The sequence below is a fragment of the Streptomyces sp. NPDC027189 genome, assembly GCF_055566975.1.
The window spans coordinates 122,242-143,384 of sequence record NZ_JBVHRI010000011.1 but is presented as its reverse complement, the minus strand read 5'-3'; the positions used below and the strand labels follow the sequence as shown (position 1 = coordinate 143,384).

The following is a 21,143-nucleotide window of genomic DNA, read 5'->3' as shown; positions in this document are numbered from 1 at the left end:
CGGCAAGGTGTCGGGGTGGCTACTCCGCCGGCGCCCGACCCGTCAGGGTCGTGAGGCTTGTGCGTACGTGGTCCATCTGGGCCCGTACGTCGTCCCAGCGCTTCCCATGCTCGCGCAGCACCCGCTCGGTCTCCCTGGCGATCCGATCCTCCCGAACCCGCGCCTCGGCGAGCAGCTCACCGGCACGGGCCACCGCGTCCTCCTGCCGGCGCAGAGCCGACTCCTCGGCCTCGGCGAAGGCCCGCTCCGCCTCGGAGAGCGCGGCTTCGGCGCGCGCGAGGCGTTCGACGTGGTGCGCGTCGAGCGCGGCCTCCCGCTCGGCCGCGGCACGCTCGGCCTCCGCCCAGCGCTCGGCGCGCTCCTTCTCCTCCTCGCCGAGCAGCCCCTCCGTACGCTGCCGCATCTCCCGCAGCGCGGCCAGCGCCTCACCACGGTTCTCCTTGATGTCACGGCGAGCCGAGATCCGCATCTCGTCGGCCTCCGCCCGCGCGGCGAGCAGCCGCTGCCGGGCGCGTTCCTCGGCCTCGCCACGCACCTCGTCGGCGTACGCCTGCGCGGCCTCCCGCACCTGCCGCCCCGCCGTCTCGGCCTCGTCGACGACCAGCTGGGTCTCACGGCGCGCGGTGTCGCGGACGGACGCGGCCTCCTCCTCGCCGAGTTCGAAGATCCGCCGGGCACGCTCACCGAGCGTGTCGTACGTCTGCGGGGCGAGCCGTGCCACGGTCTCCCGCAACCGCTCCACCTCCGCGCCCATCTCCTTGGCCAGCACGGTCAGCCGGGCGGCCCGCTCCCAGGCGGCGTCCCGGTCCCGGGAGAGCGCCGCGGTGTACGCGTGGACCTGCTCGGGACGGTAACCACGCCCCCGTACGGCCATGAAGCCGTGCGGCGACACCGATGCGCTGCTCATCCTCGAACCCCTCTCCGCCCGACCTACACGAAATGAAGATTTCGCGCACATCTTGATGGATCACACGGAAGTGTTCATAACGCGACACTCCGCCCGCCCATCCGGCCAGGGATGCGTCATTTGAGGCCGGAAGCCGGAATCGCGGTGTCGCGACGCAGCGCCGAGAAGGGCTGTCGGGCCGGCGCACGGTCCACCCGACGACATCACCGACCCCGGAGCGGGAAACGCACGAATGCCCGAACGACCGAGGCGCCCGACCCGTCACACAGGTCGAGCGCCTCGTTCGTGCACGTGCCCGCGGAGCTACAGCAGGCCGTCCCACATCTGCTCGAGCAGGACCGACCACCAGCTCTCCGGGGAGCCGAGGGCCGCCGGATCCAGGGAAGCGAGCTGGGCCTGGAAGTCGACGGTCCAGCGGCCCGCCTGCTCCTGGTTGAGGCCGAAGCGCAGCCGCCACATACGGCCGAGCAGCGCCAGGCAGCGCGCGAACTCGGGCAGACCCGTGTTCACGAACTGCGGCGGCACCGGTGCACCGCCCGGACCCGCCTCCACCGGCACGGCCACGATGTTCGCGGTGCCGTACTGGACACAGATCGCCCTGCCGAAGTCGCTGCCCATGACGAGGTACGAGCCCGCGTCCGCGGCAGGCTGCACCCCGCGCTCCTGCGCCAGCTCGGCGAGCGTCGGCACCGGGCGGCCCGGCTGGGCCTGCGCCCAGAAGAACGGGCCCATGTCGACCGGAAGTCCGGCCATCACCAGCGTGTGCGCCACGATGTTCGGCACGCCCTGACGCGAGACCGCCGCCTGGTCGAACCGGAACACGCCCGGCCCGAACGCCGCCGCCAGCTCCTGCCCGATCGCCTCCGGCGGAATCGGCGGCGCGGGCTGCACCGGCGGAATCGGCGCCCGTACCGGCGCCGGACGCGCCGGACCGTCCGCCACCTGATGCAACTCGCCCTGGTGAGCCAGGAGTTGGTGCATACCCTGCTGACGGCTCGCGTGATCCGTGCCGTACGGCGCGATGCTCGTGATCCGCGCCTGCGGCCACGTCTCCCGGATCATCCGCGCGCAGTACGCGCCCGGCAGCTCACACGACTCCAACTCCGTGTGCAGCTCCAGCACTTGCTGCGGCGGCACGTTCATCGCCCGCAGCTCGTGCAGGATCTGCCACTCCGGGTGCGGCGTACCCGGCGCGGAACGCCGGATCAGCTGCTGCTCGGAGCCGTCCTGCGCGCGATAGCGCAGTACGGCCTGATAGCCGGGCCCGACGGTCGGCTGCCCCGCCTGCGGATACCCGTACGCCGGCGGCTGCTGACCGGGGGCCATCGGCTGTCCCGGCATGGGCTGACCCGGCATGGCCTGCCCGGGCAGCGGCTGGGGAGCACCCGGGGGCATACCGGGAGCCTGCGGGGGCGGCGGTGCGCCGGGACCGCCGACGGCGGGACCCGCGAGCATGGTCGCGGCATGGTGAACACCACCCGGCGGCGTACCACCCGGAGGCTGCGGCGCACCAGGAGCACCGGGAGCGCCCGGCGCCCCCGGGGGCTGCGGCGCCCCGGGGCCACCGACCGCCGGACCGGCCAGCATCGTCGCCGCATGGTGAACACCACCCGGCGGCGTACCACCCGGCGGCTGCGGCGCGCCGGGCTGCCCCGGAGCACCGGGTGCGGCAGGCGCACCGGGAACACCAGGAGCGCCCGGAGGCTGGGGCGCGCCCGGGGCACCCGGCGGCTGCGGCGCCCCGGGACCACCGACCGCCGGACCGGCCAGCATCGTCGCCGCATGGTGAACACCACCCGGCGGCTGCGGCGCACCAGGAGCACCAGGCGCGCCAGGCTGTCCCGGAGCGCCGGGCGCGGCAGGCGCACCCGCGAGCCCCTCGGGCCCGTCAGGACCGAGCTGCGACACGAGTTGCGTCGGCACGTAACCGCCCGCGGGGGTCCCCGGAGCACCGGGCCCGGACGGCGGAGGCGGCGTACTCCCCGCCCGCGCACCCGGCACACCCGGGGCGCTCGGCGGAGGCGGCGTGCTCGCTCCACCACCGCGCGCGCCCCGCGGCGGCGCCTGCGCCTTGCTGGTCGCGGCGTCGGCGATGTCACCGGCGTTGGGCGGCAGCGGCCGCGAGGGCGCGGCGGGCGGAGGTGTGCCAGGGGCACCCGGAACCTGCGGCGCGCCGGGCGGCGGCGTACCCGGAACTCCACCCGGACCCTGCGGGAACCCGTACGCGGGCGCACCCGGAGCAGGCGTGCCCTGCGGCCCACCCGGAACCGGGGCGCCCGGAGGCGGCGTACCCGGGACGGCCGAACCCTGCGGCGCGCCGGGCGGCGGCGTACCCGGAACTCCGCCCGGACCCTGCGGGAACCCGTACGCGGGCGCACCCGGAGGCGGCGTGCCCTGCGGCCCACCCGGAACCGGGGCGCCCGGAGGCGGCGTACCCGGGACGGCCGAACCCTGCGGCGCGCCGGGCGGCGGCGTACCCGGAACTCCGCCCGGGCCCTGCGGATAGCCATACGAGGACGCACCGGGAGGCGGCGTGCCCAGCGGACCCCCGGGCCCCTGCGGATAGCCGTACGTCGGCGCGGCCGGCGGCGTCGCACCCTGGGACGCACCGGAACCCTGCGAAGGGCCGGACGGCGGCGGCGAGTTCGGATCGTCGACCGCGGGCGCCAGCGCCGTACGCGGAAGTTGGCTGCCCCCGGACATCAGGGCGGTCTTGGCATCCGGCGTCGCGGCCGGCGGCGGGGTGTCGTCGACATCGTTGAGCGGCGGCGCGAAAACGGTCGCCGGCAGCGGTACGGAACGGTCGTCACCGGCGTCGGCGTTCGTGTCGGTCCCCGCCCACGGGGTGGCCGAGGAGGGCGCACCCGGCGTCACGGCGTCCCGTGAACCCGAACCCGGCTCGTCGGCGGCCGCCGCAGGCCACGGCGTGCCCCCACCGGGAGCCGAAGGCGTACCCGGCGCGGAAGGCATACCGTGCGCGTCCGACTGCCCCGGCGCACCCGGCACCGAACTCCCGCTCCCGGAAGCCCCATTGACGGACCCGCCGCCCAAGGACGCGTCCCCGCCCGCGGAGGCGGCAGCGGCAGCGGCAGCGGCAGCGGCAGCGGCAGCGGCAGCGGCAGCGGGACGAGATCCCGCCCCGTCGGACGCCCCGGCGCCTGCCCGCCGATCCGGAATCCCCAACTTGTCCGCGGCCTCCTGCAACCACTCCGGAGGACTCAACAAGAAGGAAGTCTGGTTCAGATCGACCCGGGCCGGAGGCGCCGGCGAAGGTTCGGGCGCCGCGGCGGGCACCCCGTACTCCTCCTCGTACCGGCGAATCACCTCGCCCACCGGCAGCGCGGGCCACAGCGTGGCCTCCCCGCTGTCACGCGCGATGACGAGCCGATGCGCGCCCCCGTCGGAGCGCGGCCCCTCGGCACGGTCCTCGGCCCACACCACAAACCCGAGTTCGAACTCCCGCACCCGCACCTCACGGTGCTGATACGAGGCCACGTCCCCGTTGATCCACTCTTCCGCACGCTCCTGCGCCTGCGCGAAGGTCACCATCGGAAGTTCACTCCCCCACCGAAGACACTGAAGAGACGGGCACGGCGCGCGCGAAGCCGCCGTCCACCATCAGATTCGCCACCGTCTCCAGCTCGGGCGGATTGCCCGCGAGCCGGGACAGGAACTGGTCGAAGTCGTCACCGCAGGGCAGCAGCAGCCGCTGCACCCGCTCGGCCGGCACCCAGGCGTCCTGGTCGCGGGCATCGTCGTACGCGCAGAACCAGACCGAACCGATCCCGTCACCCTTGACCTTCACGGCCAACAGTCCGCCCTGCACGAACCCAACACCCAAGTAATCCTTGGTGAGATGGTCGCGCAGACACTTGTTGACATAGACGAGGTCATTGACGGCGGCCTCGTCACGCACCGTGAAGAAGGGCTGGTCCACCAGGAGCCCCACCTCGGCGTCGAGCGCGGCGCCGACCGGCGCGCACCCCCCGGCCGCCTTGAGGAAGGACCGATACGCACCCGGCAACCGGTACCCGAGGTCCTCCTCGACCCCCAGCACCTGCTGCTCCGTCACCGCCACAGCCGACTTCGGCAGCCCGAAGTGCGCGGGCCGCGTCTCCTGCAACGGCCGCGTGCCCCGCTTGTTCTGGTCGACGGCCGACGTCGCGATACCACCGTGATGCCGCAGCAACGCCTTGACCTCGACGGGCACCAACTCCAGCCGCCGACCGCCCGGCACGTGGTGCCAGGTCCAGCCGTGCGGGGTGGCCACCGACGGGATCGTGTCCCACAGGTCGTGACCGGTTGCGGCCAGCGCGGCGTTCGCGGAGACGTAGTCCGTGAGCCGCAGTTCGTCGACGCCGAAGCCCTCCGGGGGCTCGGCGATCTCCGCGGCGGCACGCGCGTAGAGCGAGAAGTCGGGGTAGCCGTGCTCGTCGACCCGTACACCTCTGGGGTGACGGGCAGCCCGGACCGGATCCGGGAAATGCACGACCTGCCCGGCGTAGGCCGCGTTCGGCGGCGCGGCTTGCTGCCCGAGCCGACCTGTCGTCATGGCGGTTGCCCCCTGCGGCGTTCTCAATAGCGGTATGGATCGTGGATGTCGACAGCCTATGCGGTTGAACGACACCGGTCACCGGGCCTCCGGTTCCGTGACCTGCCGTCACCCCGCCGTGACCGTACGACGAAGACCGGGCGTGTCGCGCCGCCCCAGCTTCCGCACCCGCCACGGCATTTGGCAGTCTGTCTCCGCACCGGGGGATGCATGGGAGGGAAAAGCGATCATGAACGCGACGCATACGGGCACGTCCGGGGACCCTCGGGTCGGCTGGAGCAGCGCCGAGGCACCCCATGCCCCCGCCCTCCTGCACCGCCGTGACGGCATACTTCCCACCGTCGCCGCTGCCCTCTCCGTACGCGGTGCGACCCTCACCGGCACGGCGGCGCGCGGCGATCAGGTCCCCGCCCTGCACCCGCTCGTCCAGGACTTCCTCGACACCCTCACCAGCGCGCAACGCGACCGCTTCACCGGCCGCTGCGCCGAGGCGATCCTCATCTCCCGCCACATTGCCTCGGCCGACGCCGCCCGCAGCAAGCGCGCCGCGCGCAAACCGATGACGAACGGCGAGGCCCGCAAAGCCCTCAAGCAGGCCAAACTCACCGCCCGCCGGATCCGCGAGGACGGTGACCCGCTGCACGGCAGCTTCGCCGCGCCCTGCCGCTCCTGCACGGCGCTCAGCGACCACTTCGGCGTACGCATCGTCGACCCTGCCGCGCCGGACGCGTGATTCCCGCCACCCCCACCCGCTCCTGTACGACGGCGTCCGCCACGCCGATGTCCCAACCCTCGACGAACGAAGGGCAGATGCACGCCGACCGCTCCTCCACCACACGCTTCTCCGTCCCCGTGGACGCCGCGCTGCGCTCCGCGGGGTGGCAGCCCGGGCGCTGGGACATAAAGCAGGCCGAGTACTGGGCCGACGCGCTGCGCGGGCACGCGTCGCCGGCCGGGCACCGGCACGCCGTGTTCCCGGCGGCGGTGGAGGCGTGGGCGGAATTCGGAGGCCTCCGCCTCACCTCACCTGGCCCCGGACGCCAGTTGGCCCCCGCCACGCTCGATCTCGACCCCCTCCACGGTCTTCACATGGCCCGCACCCTCGGCGACCTCGGCCGCGCCCTGGGCGCCGAGGTCTGCCCCCTCGGCGAGGAGTCCGACACCCGCGCTCTCCTCGCCATCGACGCCGAGGGCCGCGTCTACACCCTCGACCACACCGGCGACTGGTACCTGGGCCCCACCATCGACACAGCCCTCACCACCCTCCTCTCAGGCATAGAGCCGACCCGCCTCACCGCCGGCTGACCAGCGACTTCTCTCGCCCCCTCCGCCCCTGCCCGTCCCGTACCCGGCGGCTCCGCCCCCAGACCCCCGCTTCGGCCTTGACGGCCTCGTCCTCGAACGCCGGACGGGCTGAAAGATCAAGCGCCGGCCGGCAGCAGGTGGGGTGGGTGGGACGCACCCGCAGTCGCCGGACCACACAAGGGGCCCTGCCGGTACATCACATGCCCCGTCGCTTACGTGGTTGCCAACAGGCAGAGCCATGAAAGCCAAGCGATCTGCCACCGGCGACGGGGCGGATGTACCGGCACGGCCCCGACCCACCCACCGGCGGAAAGGCGAAACCACCCACCGGCGGAAAGGCGAAACACCCACCGGCGGAACGGGGAGACACCCACCGGCGGAAGGGGAACCACCCACCCGACTCCACCCACCGGCGGAAGCGGAACCACCCACCGGCACCAACCCGACCCCACCCACCGGCGGAACGCGCACGCCGCCCCCTACGCCTCCGCAGGAATCACCGCAGACACCCGAAACCCACCCGCATCCGTAGGCCCGGACACAAACACGCCCCCCAGCGCGGCAACCCGCTCCTTCATCCCCAGCAACCCATTACCGCCACTGGGCAACAGCACGGAAGCCCCCGCCCCGGGCTCCGGCGGGCACTCGTTCTCCACCTGCATCGCTATCTCGGACACCCGATGCGCCAGCCGCACATATGTCTTCGCACCCGCCGCATGCTTGTGGACGTTGGTCAGCGCCTCCTGCACCACCCGGTACGCCGTCTGCTCGACCTCCGGCGCGTACGCCCGCACATCCCCTTCCACCGACAGGTCGACGACCATCCCCGCAGCCGCCGACTGCCCGACGAGCTCGTCCAGCTCGGCGAGACAGGGCCCGTCCACGGACTCCGAATCGTTCGCCGCCCGCGACGCCGCCGCCGCGGCCGCCGCCCCCACCGCCGCAAGCGGCACGGACTGCACCCGCACCCCCAGCCCGTCCCCCGTACGCAGCACGCCCAGCATCTCGCGCAATTCGGTCAGCGCCTGTCGACCCATGTCCCCGACCAGCGCCGCGTTCTTCACGGCCTTCTCGGGATCCTTCCGAGCCACGGCCTGAAGGGCGGCGGCATGCACGACCATCAGGGACACGCGATGCGCGACCACGTCATGCATCTCACGAGCGATCCGCGTCCGCTCCTCGTTCCGCGCCCACTCGGCCCGCTCCTCCGCCCGCTCGGCGAGCAGCTGCAGCTCCCGCTCCAGCGAGTCCGCCCGCTCCCGCAAGCTCTCCATCAGCCGCCGCCGCGCCCCCACGTACAGCCCGAGCAGAACGGGCGGAGCGGTCATCCCGATCGCGGTCGTAATGGAGATGAAGGGGACGAACCAGTCCCCCATGGTGACGTCGCCGCGCACCACTCCCTGATGCGCCCGCACAAAGGTGACAATCAGCATCCCGGCGAAGGACATCCCCGCGAGCGCCCCGATGATCCGCCGTGGCAGCTCGGACGCGGCGAGCGTGTACAGCCCGACGAGCCCCATCAGGAACCCCATCTGGGCAGGCGTGATGGCGATCGACACCAACACCACGGCGATCGGCCACTTCCGGCGCAGCATCAGCACGGACCCGGCGATCAGCCCGAACCCCACCCCCACCGGAACAGGCAGCCCCGCGTCATGCGCGAACCGGATCCCCTCCCCCGCGCACTCCACCGCGGACGCCGTCGCGAGCCCCACATCCAGCACCGCACTGCGCCACCTGACCCACCACCACGGCCCGGTCCCGGCCGTGGTGTGTTCTTCCCCCGTCGTGGTCATGCCTCCAGCCTACGGTCGCCCCCCGCCCCTTTTCCGGCGAGTTTCACCTACTGGCCTACACCACCCTCCGTAATCGAACAAAAGCGAAACCGCCCGTTTCGCTCGACCGCAGGTCCGGGGCGTCGAGTTGTACCGTCGCATTGGAGGCGCCCGGTACGGCATAGTGTTGGGTGCCCACTCGGCGACCCGACCAAATGCCCAATCCGGTCGCGTTTAATCCCCCGTGGTGTAATTGGCAGCACTGTGGCTTTTGGTGCCATCTGTCCGGGTTCGAGTCCTGGCGGGGGAGCCATGCTCGGTTCGGGCCCTGACAGCTCCGTCAGGGCCCGCTCTCATGTCACCCCTGATACACCCCGGTATCCTGCGGGTGTCAAAACCCCCCATCCGAAGCCGAAGGGCATACCCGTGAGCGCCAATCGCCCGGCAGCCGTCGTCGTTCTTGCAGCGGGTGAGGGCACCCGTATGAAGTCGGCCACACCGAAGGTTCTGCACGAACTGTGTGGCCGTTCCCTGCTGGGTCATGTGCTCGCGGCCGCGCGCGAGTTGGAGCCCGAGAACCTGGTCGTCGTCGTGGGGCACGCCCGCGAGAAGGTCGTCGCGCATCTCGTCGAGATCGACCCCGCCGTACGGACGGCCGTGCAGGCCGAGCAGAACGGCACCGGACACGCCGTGCGGATGGGCCTCGAAGAACTCGGCGGCCACGTCGACGGCACCGTCGTCGTGGTCTGCGGCGACACCCCGCTGCTCAGCGGAGAAACCCTCCGGCGCCTCGCCACCACGCACACGGAGGACGGCAACGCCGTCACCGTGCTCACCGCCGAGGTCCCCGACGCCACCGGCTACGGCCGCATCGTGCGGGACGACGTCAGCAGCGCGGTCACCGCGATCGTCGAGCACAAGGACGCGAGCGAGTCGCAGCGGGCCATCCGCGAGATCAACTCGGGTGTCTTCGCCTTCGACGGCCAGCTGCTCGCGGACGCGCTCGGCAAGGTGCGGACGGACAACAGCCAGGGCGAGGAGTACCTGACCGACGTCCTCGGAATCCTGCGCGAGGCCGGGCACCGCGTCGGTGCGGCGGTCGCCGCCGACCACCGCGAGATCGCCGGTATCAACAACCGCGTCCAGCTCGCCGAGGCCCGCCGCATCCTCAACGACCGGCTGCTGGAGCAGGCCATGCTCGCCGGAGTGACCGTCGTCGACCCGGCCACCACCTGGGTCGACGTCGCCGTCACCTTCGAGCGGGACGCGCTCGTGCACCCGGGCACCCAGCTCCAGGGCGCCACGCACCTGGGCGAGGGCGCCGAGGTCGGCCCCAACTGCCGCCTCAAGGACACCAAGGTGGGGGCCGGCGCCCGTATCGACAACACCGTCGCCCACAGTGCCGAGGTCGGGCCGCAGGCGACCGTGGGCCCGTACGCGTATCTCCGCCCGGGCACCCGCATCGGACTGAAGGCCAAGGTCGGCACGTACGTCGAGACGAAGAACGCGACGATCGGCGAGGGCACCAAGATCCCGCACCTCTCCTACGTGGGTGACGCGACGATCGGCGATCACTCCAACATCGGCGCCGCCAGCGTCTTCGTGAACTACGACGGACAGGACAAACACCACACGACGGTCGGCTCGCACTGCCGTACCGGTTCGGACAACATGTTTGTGGCTCCTGTCACGATCGGGGACGGCGCCTACACCGCGGCGGGCTCGGTCATCACCAAGGACGTACCGCCCGGTTCGCTGGCCGTGGCCCGTGGCCAGCAGCGGAATATCGAGGGTTGGGTGGCCCGCAAGCGTCCCGGGAGCGCGGCCGCGAAGGCGGCGGAGGCGGCGTCCCGGGAGCCGGAAGGCGAAGCCTGACCGGAAACGGGCACGTCTGACACGGCGTACCGTGATAAGTGCACACCGCACCGTGCACCCGCACCCCCAGCTGAGACGACCTCTCACGCCCAGTGGAGATGTCCTCTCAACGCCCAGCTGAGAAACCTCTGAGGAGACAGTGCTGTGACCGGGATCAAGACGACCGGCGAGAAGAAGATGATGTTCTTCTCCGGCCGCGCCCACCCCGAGCTTGCCGAGGAGGTCGCCCACCAGCTGGGTGTCGGGGTCGTCCCGACGAAGGCCTTCGACTTCGCGAACGGCGAGATCTACATCCGCTACCAGGAGTCCGCCCGCGGCGCCGACTGCTTCCTGATGCAGAGCCACACGGCTCCGATCAACAAGTGGATCATGGAGCAGCTGATCATGATCGACGCTCTGAAACGGGCTTCCGCTCGGAGCATCACGGTGATCGTGCCCTTCTACGGTTACGCCCGGCAGGACAAGAAGCACCGCGGACGTGAACCCATTTCGGCGCGTCTGATCGCCGACCTGATGAAGACGGCCGGTGCGGACCGCATCCTCACGGTCGACCTGCACACCGACCAGATCCAGGGCTTCTTCGACGGCCCGGTCGACCACCTCTTCGCACTGCCGATCCTGGCGGACTACGTGGGTGCGAAGGTCGACAAGGCGAAGCTCACCGTCGTCTCCCCGGACGCCGGCCGGGTGCGCGTCGCCGACCGCTGGTGCGACCGTCTCGACGCCCCGCTCGCGATCGTGCACAAGCGCCGCGACAAGGACGTTGCCAACCAGGTCACCGTCCACGAGGTCGTCGGTGATGTGAAGGGCCGCGTCTGCGTCCTGGTCGACGACATGATCGACACGGGTGGCACGATCTGCGCCGCCGCCGACGCCCTCTTCGCGCACGGCGCCGAGGACGTCATCGTCACCGCCACGCACGGTGTGCTCTCCGGCCCGGCCGCCGACCGCCTGAAGAACTCCAAGGTCAGCGAGTTCATCTTCACGGACACCCTGCCCACCCCGGGTGAGCTGGAGCTCGACAAGATCACCGTGCTCTCGATCGCGCCGACGATCGCCAACGCGGTGCGCGAGGTCTTCGAGGACGGCTCGGTGACGAGCCTGTTCGAGGAGCAGTAAGCCCTCGGGCTCCTCGATCTCCTAGATCGATTTCTTGTACGGCCTCCCCGCCGCGTAAGCTGTCACAGTTGCTCGGCGAGGGAGGCCGTACCGCTTTTGAAGGCGAGTACGGCGATCCGTTATCGACGCGCTCTTCGTAGCAGGCCGATGGTTTTGGCCGGGTGACCACCTTCCCCAAGTTCTACGAGGAGTGAACATGTCCGAGGTCAAGCTCGCCGCCCAGACCCGCACCGAGTTCGGCAAGGGCGCCGCCCGCCGCATCCGCCGCGAGAACAAGGTTCCCGGCGTTGTCTACGGCCACGGTGCCGAGCCGGTCCACGTGACCCTGCCGGGCCACGACCTGCTGCTCGCGCTGCGCACCCCGAACGTCCTGCTCTCCCTGGACATCGAGGGCAAGACCGAGCTGGCGATCCCGAAGGCCGTCCAGCGTGACGCGATCAAGGGCTACCTGGTGCACGTCGACCTGATCCTCGTGAAGCGCGGCGAGAAGGTCACGGTCGAGATCCCGGTCCACGCCGAGGGCGAGCTGGCCGCCGGCGGCAACCTGCTGGAGCACGTGCTCAACACCCTGACCGTCGAGGCCGAGGCCACGCACATCCCCGAGTCGGTCACCGTCTCCGTCGAGGGCCTCGAGGCCGGCGCCTCCGTCCACGCCAAGGACATCCCGCTGCCCGCGGGCACCACGCTGGCCATCGACGAGGACGCCGTCGTCCTGCAGGTCCTGGCCGCCCAGGCCGAGGAGCCGGCCGCCGAGGGTGCCGAGGGCGAGACCGAGGCCGCCGAGGCCTGATCCTCCCGGATTCCCGTCCGTCAGCCGCCGCTCCGCGAGGGAGCGGCGGCTGCCGCGTATAAAGCGTCGTACGAGCGAAGCGCCGTACGAGCCTCGCATGAAGGTCTGGCATGAAGGAGAAGCGGACGTGACGACCGACGCCAACGCCCCCTGGCTGATCGTGGGCCTCGGCAACCCCGGCCCCGAATACGCCATGAACCGGCACAACGTGGGCTTCATGGTCGCCGACCTGCTGGCGGAGCGGATCGGCGGGAAGTTCAAGCGGGCCGGGAAGGCGCAGGCGCAGGTGATCGAGGGGCGCATCGGCCCGCCCGGTCCGGCGAACCGCCGGGTGATCCTGGCCAAGCCGATGTCGTACATGAACCTGTCCGGCGGCCCGGTGAACGCGCTGCGGGACTTCTACAAGGTGCCGGTGGCGAACATCGTCGCCGTCCACGACGAGCTGGACATCGACTACGGCGTGCTGCGGCTCAAGCTCGGCGGCGGCGACAACGGCCACAACGGGCTGAAGTCGATGACGAAGGCGATGGGCCCGGACTACCACCGGGTGCGGTTCGGCATCGGGCGCCCTCCGGGCCGGATGCAGGTCGCCGACTTCGTACTGAAGGACTTCGCGTCGGCGGAGCGCAAGGAGCTCGGCTACTTCGTGGACCGCGCGGCGGACGCCGTGGAGTGCCTCGTGATCGAGGGCCTGGAGCGGGCGCAGAGTACGTACAACTCGTAGGCAGTCGAAGTACGCGTACAACTGCCGACTTGTCCGCCCACCCGGCCCCACCGGAGTTGACCGAGCGCACCGCCATGGCCAATGATCCCGGCCATGCCTGCCGTCACCGCAACTCGAGGCTCCCGTCAGAACGCCCAAGCGGCGCTGCGGTTCGGACGGCTCGCGGCGATGGGTGCGGTCGCGGGACTGATCCTGATCGCGGGCGTCTGGGCCTCCTGGGGCACCGCCCAGCATGTGATGCTGAGCAAGGGCCGGGAGCAGGGCACGATGACCGTGAAGGCGTGCTCGGGCGAGCGCTGTACGGGGCCGTTCACGCCGACGTCGGCAGGTTCGAAGGCGCGGGCCCGCGTCACCATCGAGCAGTCGGTGGCGGTGAAGAAGGGCCAGACGTACACGGTCACGATGAAACCCGGCAGCAGCGACGTCGTCCGCAGCGGCCCCGCGGGGCTCCTCTATGCCTGGGTGCCCCTCGCGGGCGCCCTGCTGCTCGCCTCGGTGGTGGTCGCGGGCGGTCTGCGCCTCACGCGCGTGGCGTGGGTGATGGCGGGGCTGGGGATCGCTCAGCTGACGGTCACGTTCCTGGCGCTCTGATCTGGGGATTCCCGGCCGGAGATCGTCTTCACATCCATGGAAAACCTGTACGTTCCCTGATTGTTATCCGTGACTATTGGGGCCATACACCACACATGGTGCACGAGGGATCTTCTTCCGCTTGACCGGTAGTCAGCGGGACAGGAAGCTGAGCCGCCCCCTCCACATCTTCCGTTTCTCCTCTCGAAGATGGACTGCCCATGCGTACCCTCACGCGCGCCGGCGCTCTCGTAGCCGGCGCATCCGCAGTGCTCCTGATCGCCCCCTCCGCCCACGCCGCCCCCCATGCCGATGGCCCTGGCGACAACGGCACCGTAAAGATCCACGACGCCACCACCGGCGAGGAGCTCCGCAAGAACGAGCCGCACGTCTGCACCTTCTACCTCGACGCCTTCGGCTTCGACGGCGTCCAGCAGGTCGACTGGCACATCGAGGCCTGGGCCCCGACCGCCGCGACCAAGGGCGAGACCGTGAAGTCCGGCGCGCTCACGCTGGACATCGAGGGCCACGGACGCACGGACGACCTGTCCCTGCCCGACGGCCACTACAAGCTGTTCTGGAACTTCGACGGCGAGAAGGGCGCGGCCAAGCACAAGGTCTTCTGGACCGACTGCGCGGACGAGCAGGAGGGCGGCTCCACGCCGTCCTCGTCCGCCGCCCCGACGAGCACGGCCGGAGCGAGCGCGTCCCCCACCTCGCCCGCCTCATCGCCCGCCGCCGGCGAAAGCGCGGAGGCGGCCCCGTCGGCGTCCTCCTCCCCGTCCGCGCAAGGCGGCGACCTCGCCGAGACCGGCAGCAGCGCCCCGGTCGGCGCCCTCTCGGCCGCGGCGGCAGCGCTCGTCGCGGCGGGCGGCTACCTGGTGTTCCGCCGCCGCAAGGCGAACAACGCCTGACCTGCGAAAGGCGGTGCCCCCGTGCTCGTACGAACACGGGGGCACCGCCAACTCGCACACGATCAGCCGGTGTTGCGCAGCCCCGCCGCCACACCGTTCACCGTCAGGAGCAGCGCCCGCGACAGCAGCGGGTCCGGCTCCGCGCCGGCGGCCGCTTCGTCGCGCTGACGCTTGAGCAGGGCGACCTGGAGGTAGGAGATCGGATCCAGGTAGGCGTCGCGGATGGCGAAGGTCTGCTGGAGGACCGGGTTGGTGTCCAGGAGCCTCTCGCCGCCGGTGATGCGGAGCACCTCGCGGACCGTCAGCTCGTGCTCGGCCTCGATGGTCGCGAACACGTGCTTCAGCTCGTCCGGCACCAGCGTGTCGACGTAGTGGCGGGCGATCCGCAGGTCGGTCTTGGCCAGCGTCATCTCGACGTTGGACAGGAAGTTGCGGAAGAAGTGCCACTGGGCGTGCATCTCGTCGAGCACGGTGTCCCCTTCCTGCCGCAGGCCCGCCTCGCGCAGCGCCTTGAGCCCGGAGCCGACGCCGAACCAGCCGGGCACGATCTGCCGGGACTGGGTCCAGCCGAACACCCACGGGATGGCGCGCAGCCCGTCCAGCCCGGCCCCGCTGTCGGGGCGACGGGAGGGCCGCGAGCCGAGGTGGAGGTCGGCGAGCTGGTCGACGGGGGTGGCGGCGAAGAAGTACGCGGGCAGGTCGGGGTCCTCGACCAGCCTGCGGTAGGCGGCGTGCGCGGCGTCCGAGACGACGTCCATCGCGGCGTCCCAGCGGGCCAGCGCCTCGTCCGACTGACGCGGCGCGGTGTGCAGGGCGGAGGCCTGCAGGGTGGCGGCGACCGTCAGTTCCAGGTTCTCCCTCGCCAGCGAGGGCACCAGGTACTTGTCGGAGATGACCTCGCCCTGCTCGGTCACCTTGATCTCGCCCTCCAGGGTGCCCCAGGGCTGGGCGAGGATCGCGTCGTGCGAGGGGCCGCCGCCCCGGCCGACGGTGCCGCCGCGGCCGTGGAACAGGCGCAGGCGTACGCCGTAGCGGTGGGCGACGTCGCGCAGCCGGCGCTGGGCGCGGTGGATCTCCCACTGCGAGGTGGTGATGCCGCCGAACTTGGAGGAGTCGGAGTAGCCGAGCATGACCTCCTGGACGTCGCCGCGCAGCGCGACCAGGCGCCGGTAGGACGGGTCGGAGAGCATGTCCTCCAGGATGGTGTCGGCGGCCTTCAGCTCGTCGGTGGTCTCCAGCAGCGGCACGATGCCGATCTTCGCCCAGCCCGCGTGCAGGTCCAGCAGCCCCGCCTCACGGGCGAGGACCGCCGCCGCGAACACGTCGTCGGCGCCCTGGCACATCGAGATGATGTACGACTCGATCACCTCCGGCCCGAAGATCTCCAACGCCTTCTTGACGGTCTCGAACACGCCAAGGGTCTTCTGACCTGCGGCGTCGAGGGGCGCGGGGGTCGGGGCAAGGGGCCGCCGGGACCGCAGCTCCTTGGCGAGGAGCTTGGCGCGGTAGTCGCGCGGCATGTCGACGTAGCGCCAGGACTCCTCGCCGAGGCGGTCGAAGAGCTGACCGAGCGCGTGATGGTGAGCGTCCGCGTGCTCGCGTACGTCCATGGTCGCGAGCTGCAGACCGAACGCGGCCAGCGTGCGGATCGTCCGGTTCATCCGGCCGTCGGCGAACAGCGCGCCACGGTGCTCGCGCAGCGAGGTCTGGAGCAGCGTCAGATCCCGCAGCAGCTCGGCCGTGCCCAGATAGTCCCGCCCGTCCTCGTGCGGAGTGCCCTTGGCCAGGCGCTGCTTGGTGTTCTCCAGCTTCTGCCGGATGCAGGTCGCCTTCAGCCGGTAGGGCTCCTCCGCGTTCAGCCGCTTGTAACGCGGGCTGATCTCCGGCAGCCGCTCCAGATCCGTCCGCAGCGACTCCAGCAGCTCCTCCGTCGCACCCGTGTAGCGGATCGAGTTCGACAGGAAGCCCCGCAGCTCGTCGATCAGCTCCAGCGCGTCGTTGATGCCGTGCTCGTGCTGCAGGATCAGCACGTCCCAGGTGACATCCGGGGTGACGTTCGGGTTGCCGTCCCGGTCACCGCCGATCCAGGTGCCGAAGGTCAGCGGACGCGTCTCGTCCGGAAGCTGGACGCCGACGCGCTCCAGCTCCGCCGTCAGATCCTCCAGCACGTCGCCGACCGCGCCGGCGTGCAGCTCGTCCAGGTAGTAGATGGCGTTGCGGGCCTCGTCCGCGGGCTCCGGACGCACCACACGCAGCTCGTCGGTCTGCCACACCAGGTCGATGTTCTCGGCCAGCCGGGTGTCGTACCGGCGGCGGTCGGCCTCGATGACCGGGGTCTCCAGCAGCGCGGCGATGCGGCGCAGCTTGTTCAGGACCGAACGGCGCGCGGCCTCCGTCGGGTGAGCCGTGAACACCGGACGGACGTTGAGGTTCTTGACCGTCTCGCGCAGGTGCTCGGGGTCGGCGTCCTTGAGCCGGTCGGCCGTACGGGCGAGCAGGCCGCCCTCGGCGGCGCGCTTGGCGCGCAGCTCGCGGCCGCGGTGCACCTGCTCGGTCACGTTCGCCAGATGGAAGTACGTCGAGAAGGCGCGGACCAGCTTGGCCGCGGTCTCCAGCTCCGTGCCACGCAGCAGCTCGGCGGCGGCCTCGCCGTCCTCACGGGTCAGTCGGCGGACCTTCTCGACCAGTTCCAGCAGCTCCGGGCCTTCCTGCCGGACGAGGGTCTCGCCGAGCAGATCGCCGAGGCGGCGGATGTCGGCTCGCAGCTCGGTGCTGGTCGTGGTGTTCTGGTCGTCGGCACTGCTCACAGGTGCGGCTCCTTGCAGTGTTGAAGCTCGTCTGAAGAGTGTGGAAGCTCGTCTGAAGCTCGTCTGGGAGGGAACCCGGGTGGCGACCGCGCGGCGGGTGCCGCTTAGGGACGTGGCATCCGGGAAGAAATCAGAACGGACCGCGCTGTCCGACCGACTCCAAGGATAGGTGTCCATGCGGACGCGCAGGCTCACGGGCTCTTGCCGCCGGGCTACGCGCTGCCATACTTACGACGCCGTAGGTTACGGAAGAGTAGGTACTCTCGTCAGATAACGGGAGGACTCTTGGATCCGTACCCCGGACATTCGGCTCAACCCTCTCCCCGGACATCTGTCTTCACCCTCGAACCCCACAGGGGACGCCCATGACCACGAGCTCCGATGTGATCGACGACGCCCCGCAGGCGAACAACGACGGCACTCCGCTCCCCGCCGCCACGCTGGGCGGCGAGAAGAAGGGGTCACTCGAACAGATCACGCTTCTCCTCTTCATCACCGTCCCGTTCGTCGCGCTGCTCGCGGCGGTGCCGCTGGCTTGGGGCCGGGGGGTGAGCTGGCTGGATCTCGGCCTGCTGGTCTTCTTCTACTACCTGGGCTGCCACGGCGTGACGATCGGCTACCACCGCTACTTCACGCACGGTTCCTTCAAGGCGAAGCGCCCGCTGCGGATCGCGATCGCGATCGCCGGTTCGATGGCGGTGGAGGGGCCCCTCGTGCGCTGGGTCGCCGACCACCGCAAGCACCACAAGTTCTCCGACGCGGAGGGCGACCCGCATTCGCCATGGCGTTACGGCGAGACGGTTCCGGCGCTGATGAAGGGCCTGTGGTGGGCGCACATCGGCTGGATGTTCGATGAAGAGCGGACTCCACAGGAAAAGTACGCGCCGGATCTGATCAAGGACCCGGCGATCCGGGCGATCTCCCGCCAGTTCATCGGGTGGACGGTGCTCTCGCTCGCGCTGCCTGCGCTGATCGGCGGACTGGCGACCATGTCGTGGTGGGGCGCGTTCACCGGATTCTTCTGGGGCTCACTCGTTCGAGTGGCGTTGCTGCACCATGTGACCTGGTCGATCAACTCGATCTGCCACGCGGTGGGCAAGCGCCCCTTCAAGTCGCGTGACCGTTCGGGCAACGTGTGGTGGCTGGCCGTGCTCTCCTGCGGCGAGTCCTGGCACAACCTGCACCACGCCGACCCGACCTCCGCGCGGCACGGTGTGGAGCGCGGCCAGCTGGACTCCTCGGCCCGGATCATCCGCTGGTGCGAGCAGCTCGGCTGGGCGTACGACGTGCGCTGGCCGTCACGCTCGCGTATCGATTCCCGCCGCAATACCGACCGGACCGGCTCCCGACGCGAGACGGAGACCGCCGAAGCGGCATGATTGACGGCGTGGCGACCGACTCCAGCAGCACCTCGAGCAGCAATGAAAAGCCGCGGCGCGCGCGCCGCACCCGCATGACCGGCGCCGAGCGCCGTCAGCAGCTGCTGGAGATCGGCCGCACCCTGTTCGCGGCCAAGGGCTTCGAGGGCACGTCGGTGGAGGAGATCGCGGCGAAGGCCGGCGTCTCCAAGCCGGTGGTGTACGAGCACTTCGGCGGCAAGGAGGGCCTGTACGCGGTGGTGGTGGACCGCGAGATGCGCCGCCTGCTGGACATGGTCACGAGTTCGCTGACCGCAGGGCACCCGCGTGAGCTCTGCGAACAGGCCGCGTTCGCCCTCCTGGACTACATCGAGGAGTACACGGACGGCTTCCGCATCCTGGTCCGCGACTCCCCCATCCCCCAGTCGACGGGCTCCTTCGCCTCGCTCATCTCCGACATCGCCACCCAGGTGGAGGACATCCTGGGCCGCGAGTTCAAGAGCCGCGGCTTCGACCCGAAGCTCGCCCCGCTCTACGCCCAGGCCCTGGTCGGCATGGTCGCGCTGACCGGCCAGTGGTGGCTCGACGTCCGCAAGCCCCGCAAGGCCGAGGTGGCGGCCCATCTGGTGAACCTGGCCTGGCACGGCCTGGACGGCCTGGAGCCGAAGCCGCGCTTGATAGGACATCGCAAGAGCTGAGAGCAGAGCCATGGGGCAGGATTGACCACAAGATTCACCTTGTGGCACCATCCGCGCATGACCGAGATCGCGATCAGTGCGGCCCGCTCCCAGCTCGGCGACCTCGTGCGTCGCGCCGCTCACGGCCGGGAGATCATCGCCCTCACCGACCACGGCCACGTCGCCGCGCTCCTCGTCTCTCCACAGGTGATAGAGGATCTCGAAGACGCCCTCGCCGTCGCCGATTACCAGCGGCGCAAGGCCGAGGGAACGCTCGGAGACATTCCGCACGAGGAAGTCGGACGGATGCTGGGGCTGCGTCCGTGACCCACCGCATCATCTGGGAACCGAGTGCCACAAACGCGGCCGTACGGTTCCTCAAGGACGACCCCACGGGGTTCGCCGCCGTCTACGAAGCCGTCGACACACTCGCCAAAACACCGCGCCCCAATGACTCCACCCCTTACGGTCCCGACGTCCGCCGTCTGCGCGTCGGCGACTACCGCGTCCTGTACGTCATCGACGACGACGTGATTCGCATCCTCATCACGCACCTGGGCCGTACGCCGTAGCGCGGGGCTCCAGGAACTCCAGTCGGTTGCCGACGGGGTCCTCGGAGTAGAAGCGGCGGTGCCCCGGGAGGTTGTCGTCCCAGGTGACCTCGGCCTTGTGGGCCCGCAGGCGGGCGGCGAACGCCTCGATCCCTGTCACCCGCAGCCCCGGGTGCGCCTTCTTCGCGGGCCGGAAGTCCTTCTCGATCCCCACGTGCAGCTGCACGGCCCCCGCCCGGAACCAGCAGCCGCCGCGGGCGGCGAGGACGGGCGGCTTGGGGATCTCGGTCATGCCGAGAGCCTCGACGTAGTACACGCGCAGGAAGTCCTCCGAGCCGGGCGGGGCCGCGAGCTGCACATGGTCGACGGCGACAAGCATCAGGCAGCGGCCTTCCTGGCCACGGCGAACAGCCGGCGGAAGGGGAGCACCGTGCCGTACGGCTCCGTCGGATAGGCGTCGCGCAGCAGGTCCCGGTATTCGCCCACGAAGGCGTCCCGGGCCTCCGGGTCGTCCGCGAGGGCCGTGAGGGCGGGCCGCAGCCCCGTGCCCTTCGCCCAGTCCAGCACCGGGTCCTCGCCCGGCAGCAGCTGCATGTACGTCGTTTCCCAGACGTCCGCCTCACAGCCGAGCCGGGCCAGTCGGTCCAGGTAGACCAGCGGGTCGTGGACCGAGTCCTCATGGCGCAGGACGCCGTCGAGGAGGTCCTTCCAGCGGGCGGTGGCGGCGAGTTCGCGCATCAGGGCGTGCAGGGGCGCGTCGATGTTGTTCGGAACCTGGAAGGCGAAGGCGCCGCCGGGGGCGAGCGCGTCGAGCCAGGCCGGGAAGGATTCCAGATGCCCCGGCACCCACTGGAGCGCCGCGTTCGAGACGATCAGGTCGTACGTCTCCGGGGGCGTCCAGCGCGTGAGGTCGGCGCTGGCGAAGTCGAGCCGGCCGCCGCCGGCCGTGGGACCGGCGTACTCCTTGGTCCTGGCGAGCATCTCCGGCGAGTTGTCGTAGCCGGTGATGTGCGCGGTGGGCCAGCGTTCGGCGAGCTGGATGGTGACGTTGCCGGGGCCGCAGCCGAGGTCGGCGATGCGGGCCGGGTCGCGGGGCAGCGCCGGGACGCGGGCGAGGAGGTCGGCGAAGGGGCGGGCGCGGTGCTCCGCGTGACGCAGGTACTGGCTCGGGTCCCAGGTGGGGGTGGTGGCGGACATGGGAATGCCTCCTGGAAAGTCA

19 protein-coding genes and 1 tRNA gene are annotated in these 21,143 nt (G+C 70.9%); 13 read left to right on the top strand and 7 right to left on the bottom strand.

Translation table 11 applies throughout. The annotated features are described in order from the left end of the window. Positions 1-19 precede the first annotated feature (19 nt). From ACZ4RZ_RS26070 to ACZ4RZ_RS26060, 3 genes are all read right to left on the bottom strand, one after another. Positions 20-907, bottom strand: a complete 888-nt coding sequence (locus ACZ4RZ_RS26070) for a cellulose-binding protein (RefSeq protein ID WP_467748033.1) — start codon at positions 905-907, stop codon at positions 20-22. Positions 908-1,210: 303 nt separating this feature from the next. Further along, the gene (locus tag ACZ4RZ_RS26065; protein ID WP_467748031.1) at positions 1,211-4,456 is read right to left on the bottom strand and encodes an SUKH-4 family immunity protein; all 3,246 of its coding nucleotides are present in this window, start codon (positions 4,454-4,456) and stop codon (positions 1,211-1,213) included. Between the two features lie 7 nt (positions 4,457-4,463). Continuing rightward, positions 4,464-5,459 (bottom strand): SMI1/KNR4 family protein, encoded by a 996-nt coding sequence (locus ACZ4RZ_RS26060; RefSeq protein WP_467748030.1) that lies wholly within the window; start codon positions 5,457-5,459, stop codon positions 4,464-4,466. A gap of 229 nt (positions 5,460-5,688) precedes the next feature. Here ACZ4RZ_RS26060 and ACZ4RZ_RS26055 point away from each other — a divergent pair, with 229 nt between their 5' ends. Both ACZ4RZ_RS26055 and ACZ4RZ_RS26050 read left to right on the top strand, forming a co-directional pair. Next, the gene (locus ACZ4RZ_RS26055) at positions 5,689-6,192 is read left to right on the top strand and encodes a YwqJ-related putative deaminase (RefSeq protein WP_467748028.1); all 504 of its coding nucleotides are present in this window, start codon (positions 5,689-5,691) and stop codon (positions 6,190-6,192) included. A 77-nt stretch (positions 6,193-6,269) separates the two neighbouring features. Continuing rightward, complete coding sequence (locus ACZ4RZ_RS26050) at positions 6,270-6,764, top strand: SUKH-3 domain-containing protein (protein WP_467748239.1); 495 nt, start codon at positions 6,270-6,272, stop codon at positions 6,762-6,764. 479 nt (positions 6,765-7,243) lie between these two features. Here the strand turns inward: ACZ4RZ_RS26050 and ACZ4RZ_RS26045 are convergent, their stop codons facing one another. Next, complete coding sequence (locus ACZ4RZ_RS26045) at positions 7,244-8,560, bottom strand: sensor histidine kinase (RefSeq protein WP_467748027.1); 1,317 nt, start codon at positions 8,558-8,560, stop codon at positions 7,244-7,246. A gap of 217 nt (positions 8,561-8,777) precedes the next feature. Here ACZ4RZ_RS26045 and ACZ4RZ_RS26040 point away from each other — a divergent pair. The 7 genes from ACZ4RZ_RS26040 (at position 8,778) to ACZ4RZ_RS26010 (ending at position 14,531) form a co-directional block, all read left to right on the top strand. Continuing rightward, a tRNA-Gln gene (locus ACZ4RZ_RS26040) sits at positions 8,778-8,852 on the top strand. 113 nt (positions 8,853-8,965) lie between these two features. After that, positions 8,966-10,414, top strand: a complete 1,449-nt coding sequence (gene glmU, locus ACZ4RZ_RS26035) for a bifunctional UDP-N-acetylglucosamine diphosphorylase/glucosamine-1-phosphate N-acetyltransferase GlmU (RefSeq protein WP_467748025.1) — start codon at positions 8,966-8,968, stop codon at positions 10,412-10,414. Positions 10,415-10,558: 144 nt separating this feature from the next. Then, positions 10,559-11,533 carry a ribose-phosphate diphosphokinase gene (locus tag ACZ4RZ_RS26030; RefSeq protein WP_467748023.1) on the top strand — a complete coding sequence of 325 codons (975 nt, stop codon included), beginning with the start codon at positions 10,559-10,561 and terminating at the stop codon, positions 11,531-11,533. Positions 11,534-11,729: 196 nt separating this feature from the next. After that, on the top strand, positions 11,730-12,323 hold the full coding sequence (locus ACZ4RZ_RS26025; RefSeq protein ID WP_467748021.1) for a 50S ribosomal protein L25/general stress protein Ctc: 594 nt from the start codon (positions 11,730-11,732) through the stop codon (positions 12,321-12,323). 97 nt (positions 12,324-12,420) lie between these two features. Beyond that, entirely contained in the window at positions 12,421-13,047 is a 627-nt protein-coding gene (gene pth / locus ACZ4RZ_RS26020; RefSeq protein WP_467748020.1) for an aminoacyl-tRNA hydrolase, read from the top strand. 81 nt (positions 13,048-13,128) lie between these two features. Continuing rightward, entirely contained in the window at positions 13,129-13,638 is a 510-nt protein-coding gene (locus tag ACZ4RZ_RS26015) for a hypothetical protein (protein WP_467748019.1), read from the top strand. Positions 13,639-13,838: 200 nt separating this feature from the next. Further along, positions 13,839-14,531, top strand: a complete 693-nt coding sequence (locus tag ACZ4RZ_RS26010) for an LPXTG cell wall anchor domain-containing protein (RefSeq protein ID WP_467748017.1) — start codon at positions 13,839-13,841, stop codon at positions 14,529-14,531. A gap of 62 nt (positions 14,532-14,593) precedes the next feature. Here the strand turns inward: ACZ4RZ_RS26010 and ppc are convergent, their stop codons facing one another. Continuing rightward, positions 14,594-17,338, bottom strand: coding sequence for a phosphoenolpyruvate carboxylase (gene ppc / locus ACZ4RZ_RS26005; RefSeq protein WP_467748015.1), 2,745 nt, complete (start codon positions 17,336-17,338; stop codon positions 14,594-14,596). Positions 17,339-17,703: 365 nt separating this feature from the next. Between ppc and ACZ4RZ_RS26000 the strand changes: the two genes are divergently transcribed. The 4 genes from ACZ4RZ_RS26000 to ACZ4RZ_RS25985 are packed head-to-tail and all read left to right on the top strand — an operon-like array spanning position 17,704 to position 19,945. Continuing rightward, complete coding sequence (locus tag ACZ4RZ_RS26000) at positions 17,704-18,717, top strand: acyl-CoA desaturase (protein WP_467748013.1); 1,014 nt, start codon at positions 17,704-17,706, stop codon at positions 18,715-18,717. Continuing rightward, positions 18,714-19,394, top strand: coding sequence for a TetR family transcriptional regulator (locus tag ACZ4RZ_RS25995; RefSeq protein WP_369247163.1), 681 nt, complete (start codon positions 18,714-18,716; stop codon positions 19,392-19,394). Before ACZ4RZ_RS26000 ends, ACZ4RZ_RS25995 begins: the two co-directional genes overlap by 4 nt. A gap of 57 nt (positions 19,395-19,451) precedes the next feature. Next, positions 19,452-19,700: a type II toxin-antitoxin system Phd/YefM family antitoxin gene (locus ACZ4RZ_RS25990; RefSeq protein ID WP_467748011.1), complete on the top strand. Its 249-nt coding sequence runs from the start codon at positions 19,452-19,454 to the stop codon at positions 19,698-19,700. Next, positions 19,697-19,945: a type II toxin-antitoxin system RelE family toxin gene (locus ACZ4RZ_RS25985; protein ID WP_467748010.1), complete on the top strand. Its 249-nt coding sequence runs from the start codon at positions 19,697-19,699 to the stop codon at positions 19,943-19,945. Before ACZ4RZ_RS25990 ends, ACZ4RZ_RS25985 begins: the two co-directional genes overlap by 4 nt. Here the strand turns inward: ACZ4RZ_RS25985 and ACZ4RZ_RS25980 are convergent. Both ACZ4RZ_RS25980 and ACZ4RZ_RS25975 read right to left on the bottom strand, forming a co-directional pair. Further along, on the bottom strand, positions 19,920-20,303 hold the full coding sequence (locus ACZ4RZ_RS25980; protein WP_467748008.1) for a VOC family protein: 384 nt from the start codon (positions 20,301-20,303) through the stop codon (positions 19,920-19,922). The genes ACZ4RZ_RS25985 and ACZ4RZ_RS25980 overlap by 26 nt on opposite strands. Further along, positions 20,303-21,121 carry a trans-aconitate 2-methyltransferase gene (locus tag ACZ4RZ_RS25975; protein WP_467748006.1) on the bottom strand — a complete coding sequence of 273 codons (819 nt, stop codon included), beginning with the start codon at positions 21,119-21,121 and terminating at the stop codon, positions 20,303-20,305. The genes ACZ4RZ_RS25980 and ACZ4RZ_RS25975 overlap by 1 nt, the downstream gene beginning before the upstream one ends. Between the last annotated feature and the right edge of the window lie 22 nt (positions 21,122-21,143).

Excerpts from the sequence above, each read along its gene's own strand:
- ACZ4RZ_RS25990 (WP_467748011.1), top strand. The coding sequence starts at position 19,452 with ATGACCGAGATCGCGATCAGTGCGGCCCGCTCCCAGCTCGGCGACCTC.
- ACZ4RZ_RS25980 (WP_467748008.1), bottom strand. The coding sequence starts at position 20,303 with ATGCTTGTCGCCGTCGACCATGTGCAGCTCGCGGCCCCGCCCGGCTCG.
- ACZ4RZ_RS26010 (WP_467748017.1), top strand. The coding sequence starts at position 13,839 with ATGCGTACCCTCACGCGCGCCGGCGCTCTCGTAGCCGGCGCATCCGCA.
- pth (WP_467748020.1), top strand. The coding sequence starts at position 12,421 with ATGAAGGTCTGGCATGAAGGAGAAGCGGACGTGACGACCGACGCCAAC.
- ACZ4RZ_RS25975 (WP_467748006.1), bottom strand. The coding sequence starts at position 21,121 with ATGTCCGCCACCACCCCCACCTGGGACCCGAGCCAGTACCTGCGTCAC.
- ACZ4RZ_RS25995 (WP_369247163.1), top strand. The coding sequence starts at position 18,714 with ATGATTGACGGCGTGGCGACCGACTCCAGCAGCACCTCGAGCAGCAAT.
- ACZ4RZ_RS26015 (WP_467748019.1), top strand. The coding sequence starts at position 13,129 with ATGATCCCGGCCATGCCTGCCGTCACCGCAACTCGAGGCTCCCGTCAG.
- ACZ4RZ_RS26000 (WP_467748013.1), top strand. The coding sequence starts at position 17,704 with ATGACCACGAGCTCCGATGTGATCGACGACGCCCCGCAGGCGAACAAC.
- ACZ4RZ_RS26055 (WP_467748028.1), top strand. The coding sequence starts at position 5,689 with ATGAACGCGACGCATACGGGCACGTCCGGGGACCCTCGGGTCGGCTGG.
- ACZ4RZ_RS26045 (WP_467748027.1), bottom strand. The coding sequence starts at position 8,560 with ATGACCACGACGGGGGAAGAACACACCACGGCCGGGACCGGGCCGTGG.
- ACZ4RZ_RS26065 (WP_467748031.1), bottom strand. The coding sequence starts at position 4,456 with ATGGTGACCTTCGCGCAGGCGCAGGAGCGTGCGGAAGAGTGGATCAAC.
- ACZ4RZ_RS26060 (WP_467748030.1), bottom strand. The coding sequence starts at position 5,459 with ATGACGACAGGTCGGCTCGGGCAGCAAGCCGCGCCGCCGAACGCGGCC.
- ACZ4RZ_RS26025 (WP_467748021.1), top strand. The coding sequence starts at position 11,730 with ATGTCCGAGGTCAAGCTCGCCGCCCAGACCCGCACCGAGTTCGGCAAG.
- ACZ4RZ_RS26050 (WP_467748239.1), top strand. The coding sequence starts at position 6,270 with ATGCACGCCGACCGCTCCTCCACCACACGCTTCTCCGTCCCCGTGGAC.
- ACZ4RZ_RS26070 (WP_467748033.1), bottom strand. The coding sequence starts at position 907 with ATGAGCAGCGCATCGGTGTCGCCGCACGGCTTCATGGCCGTACGGGGG.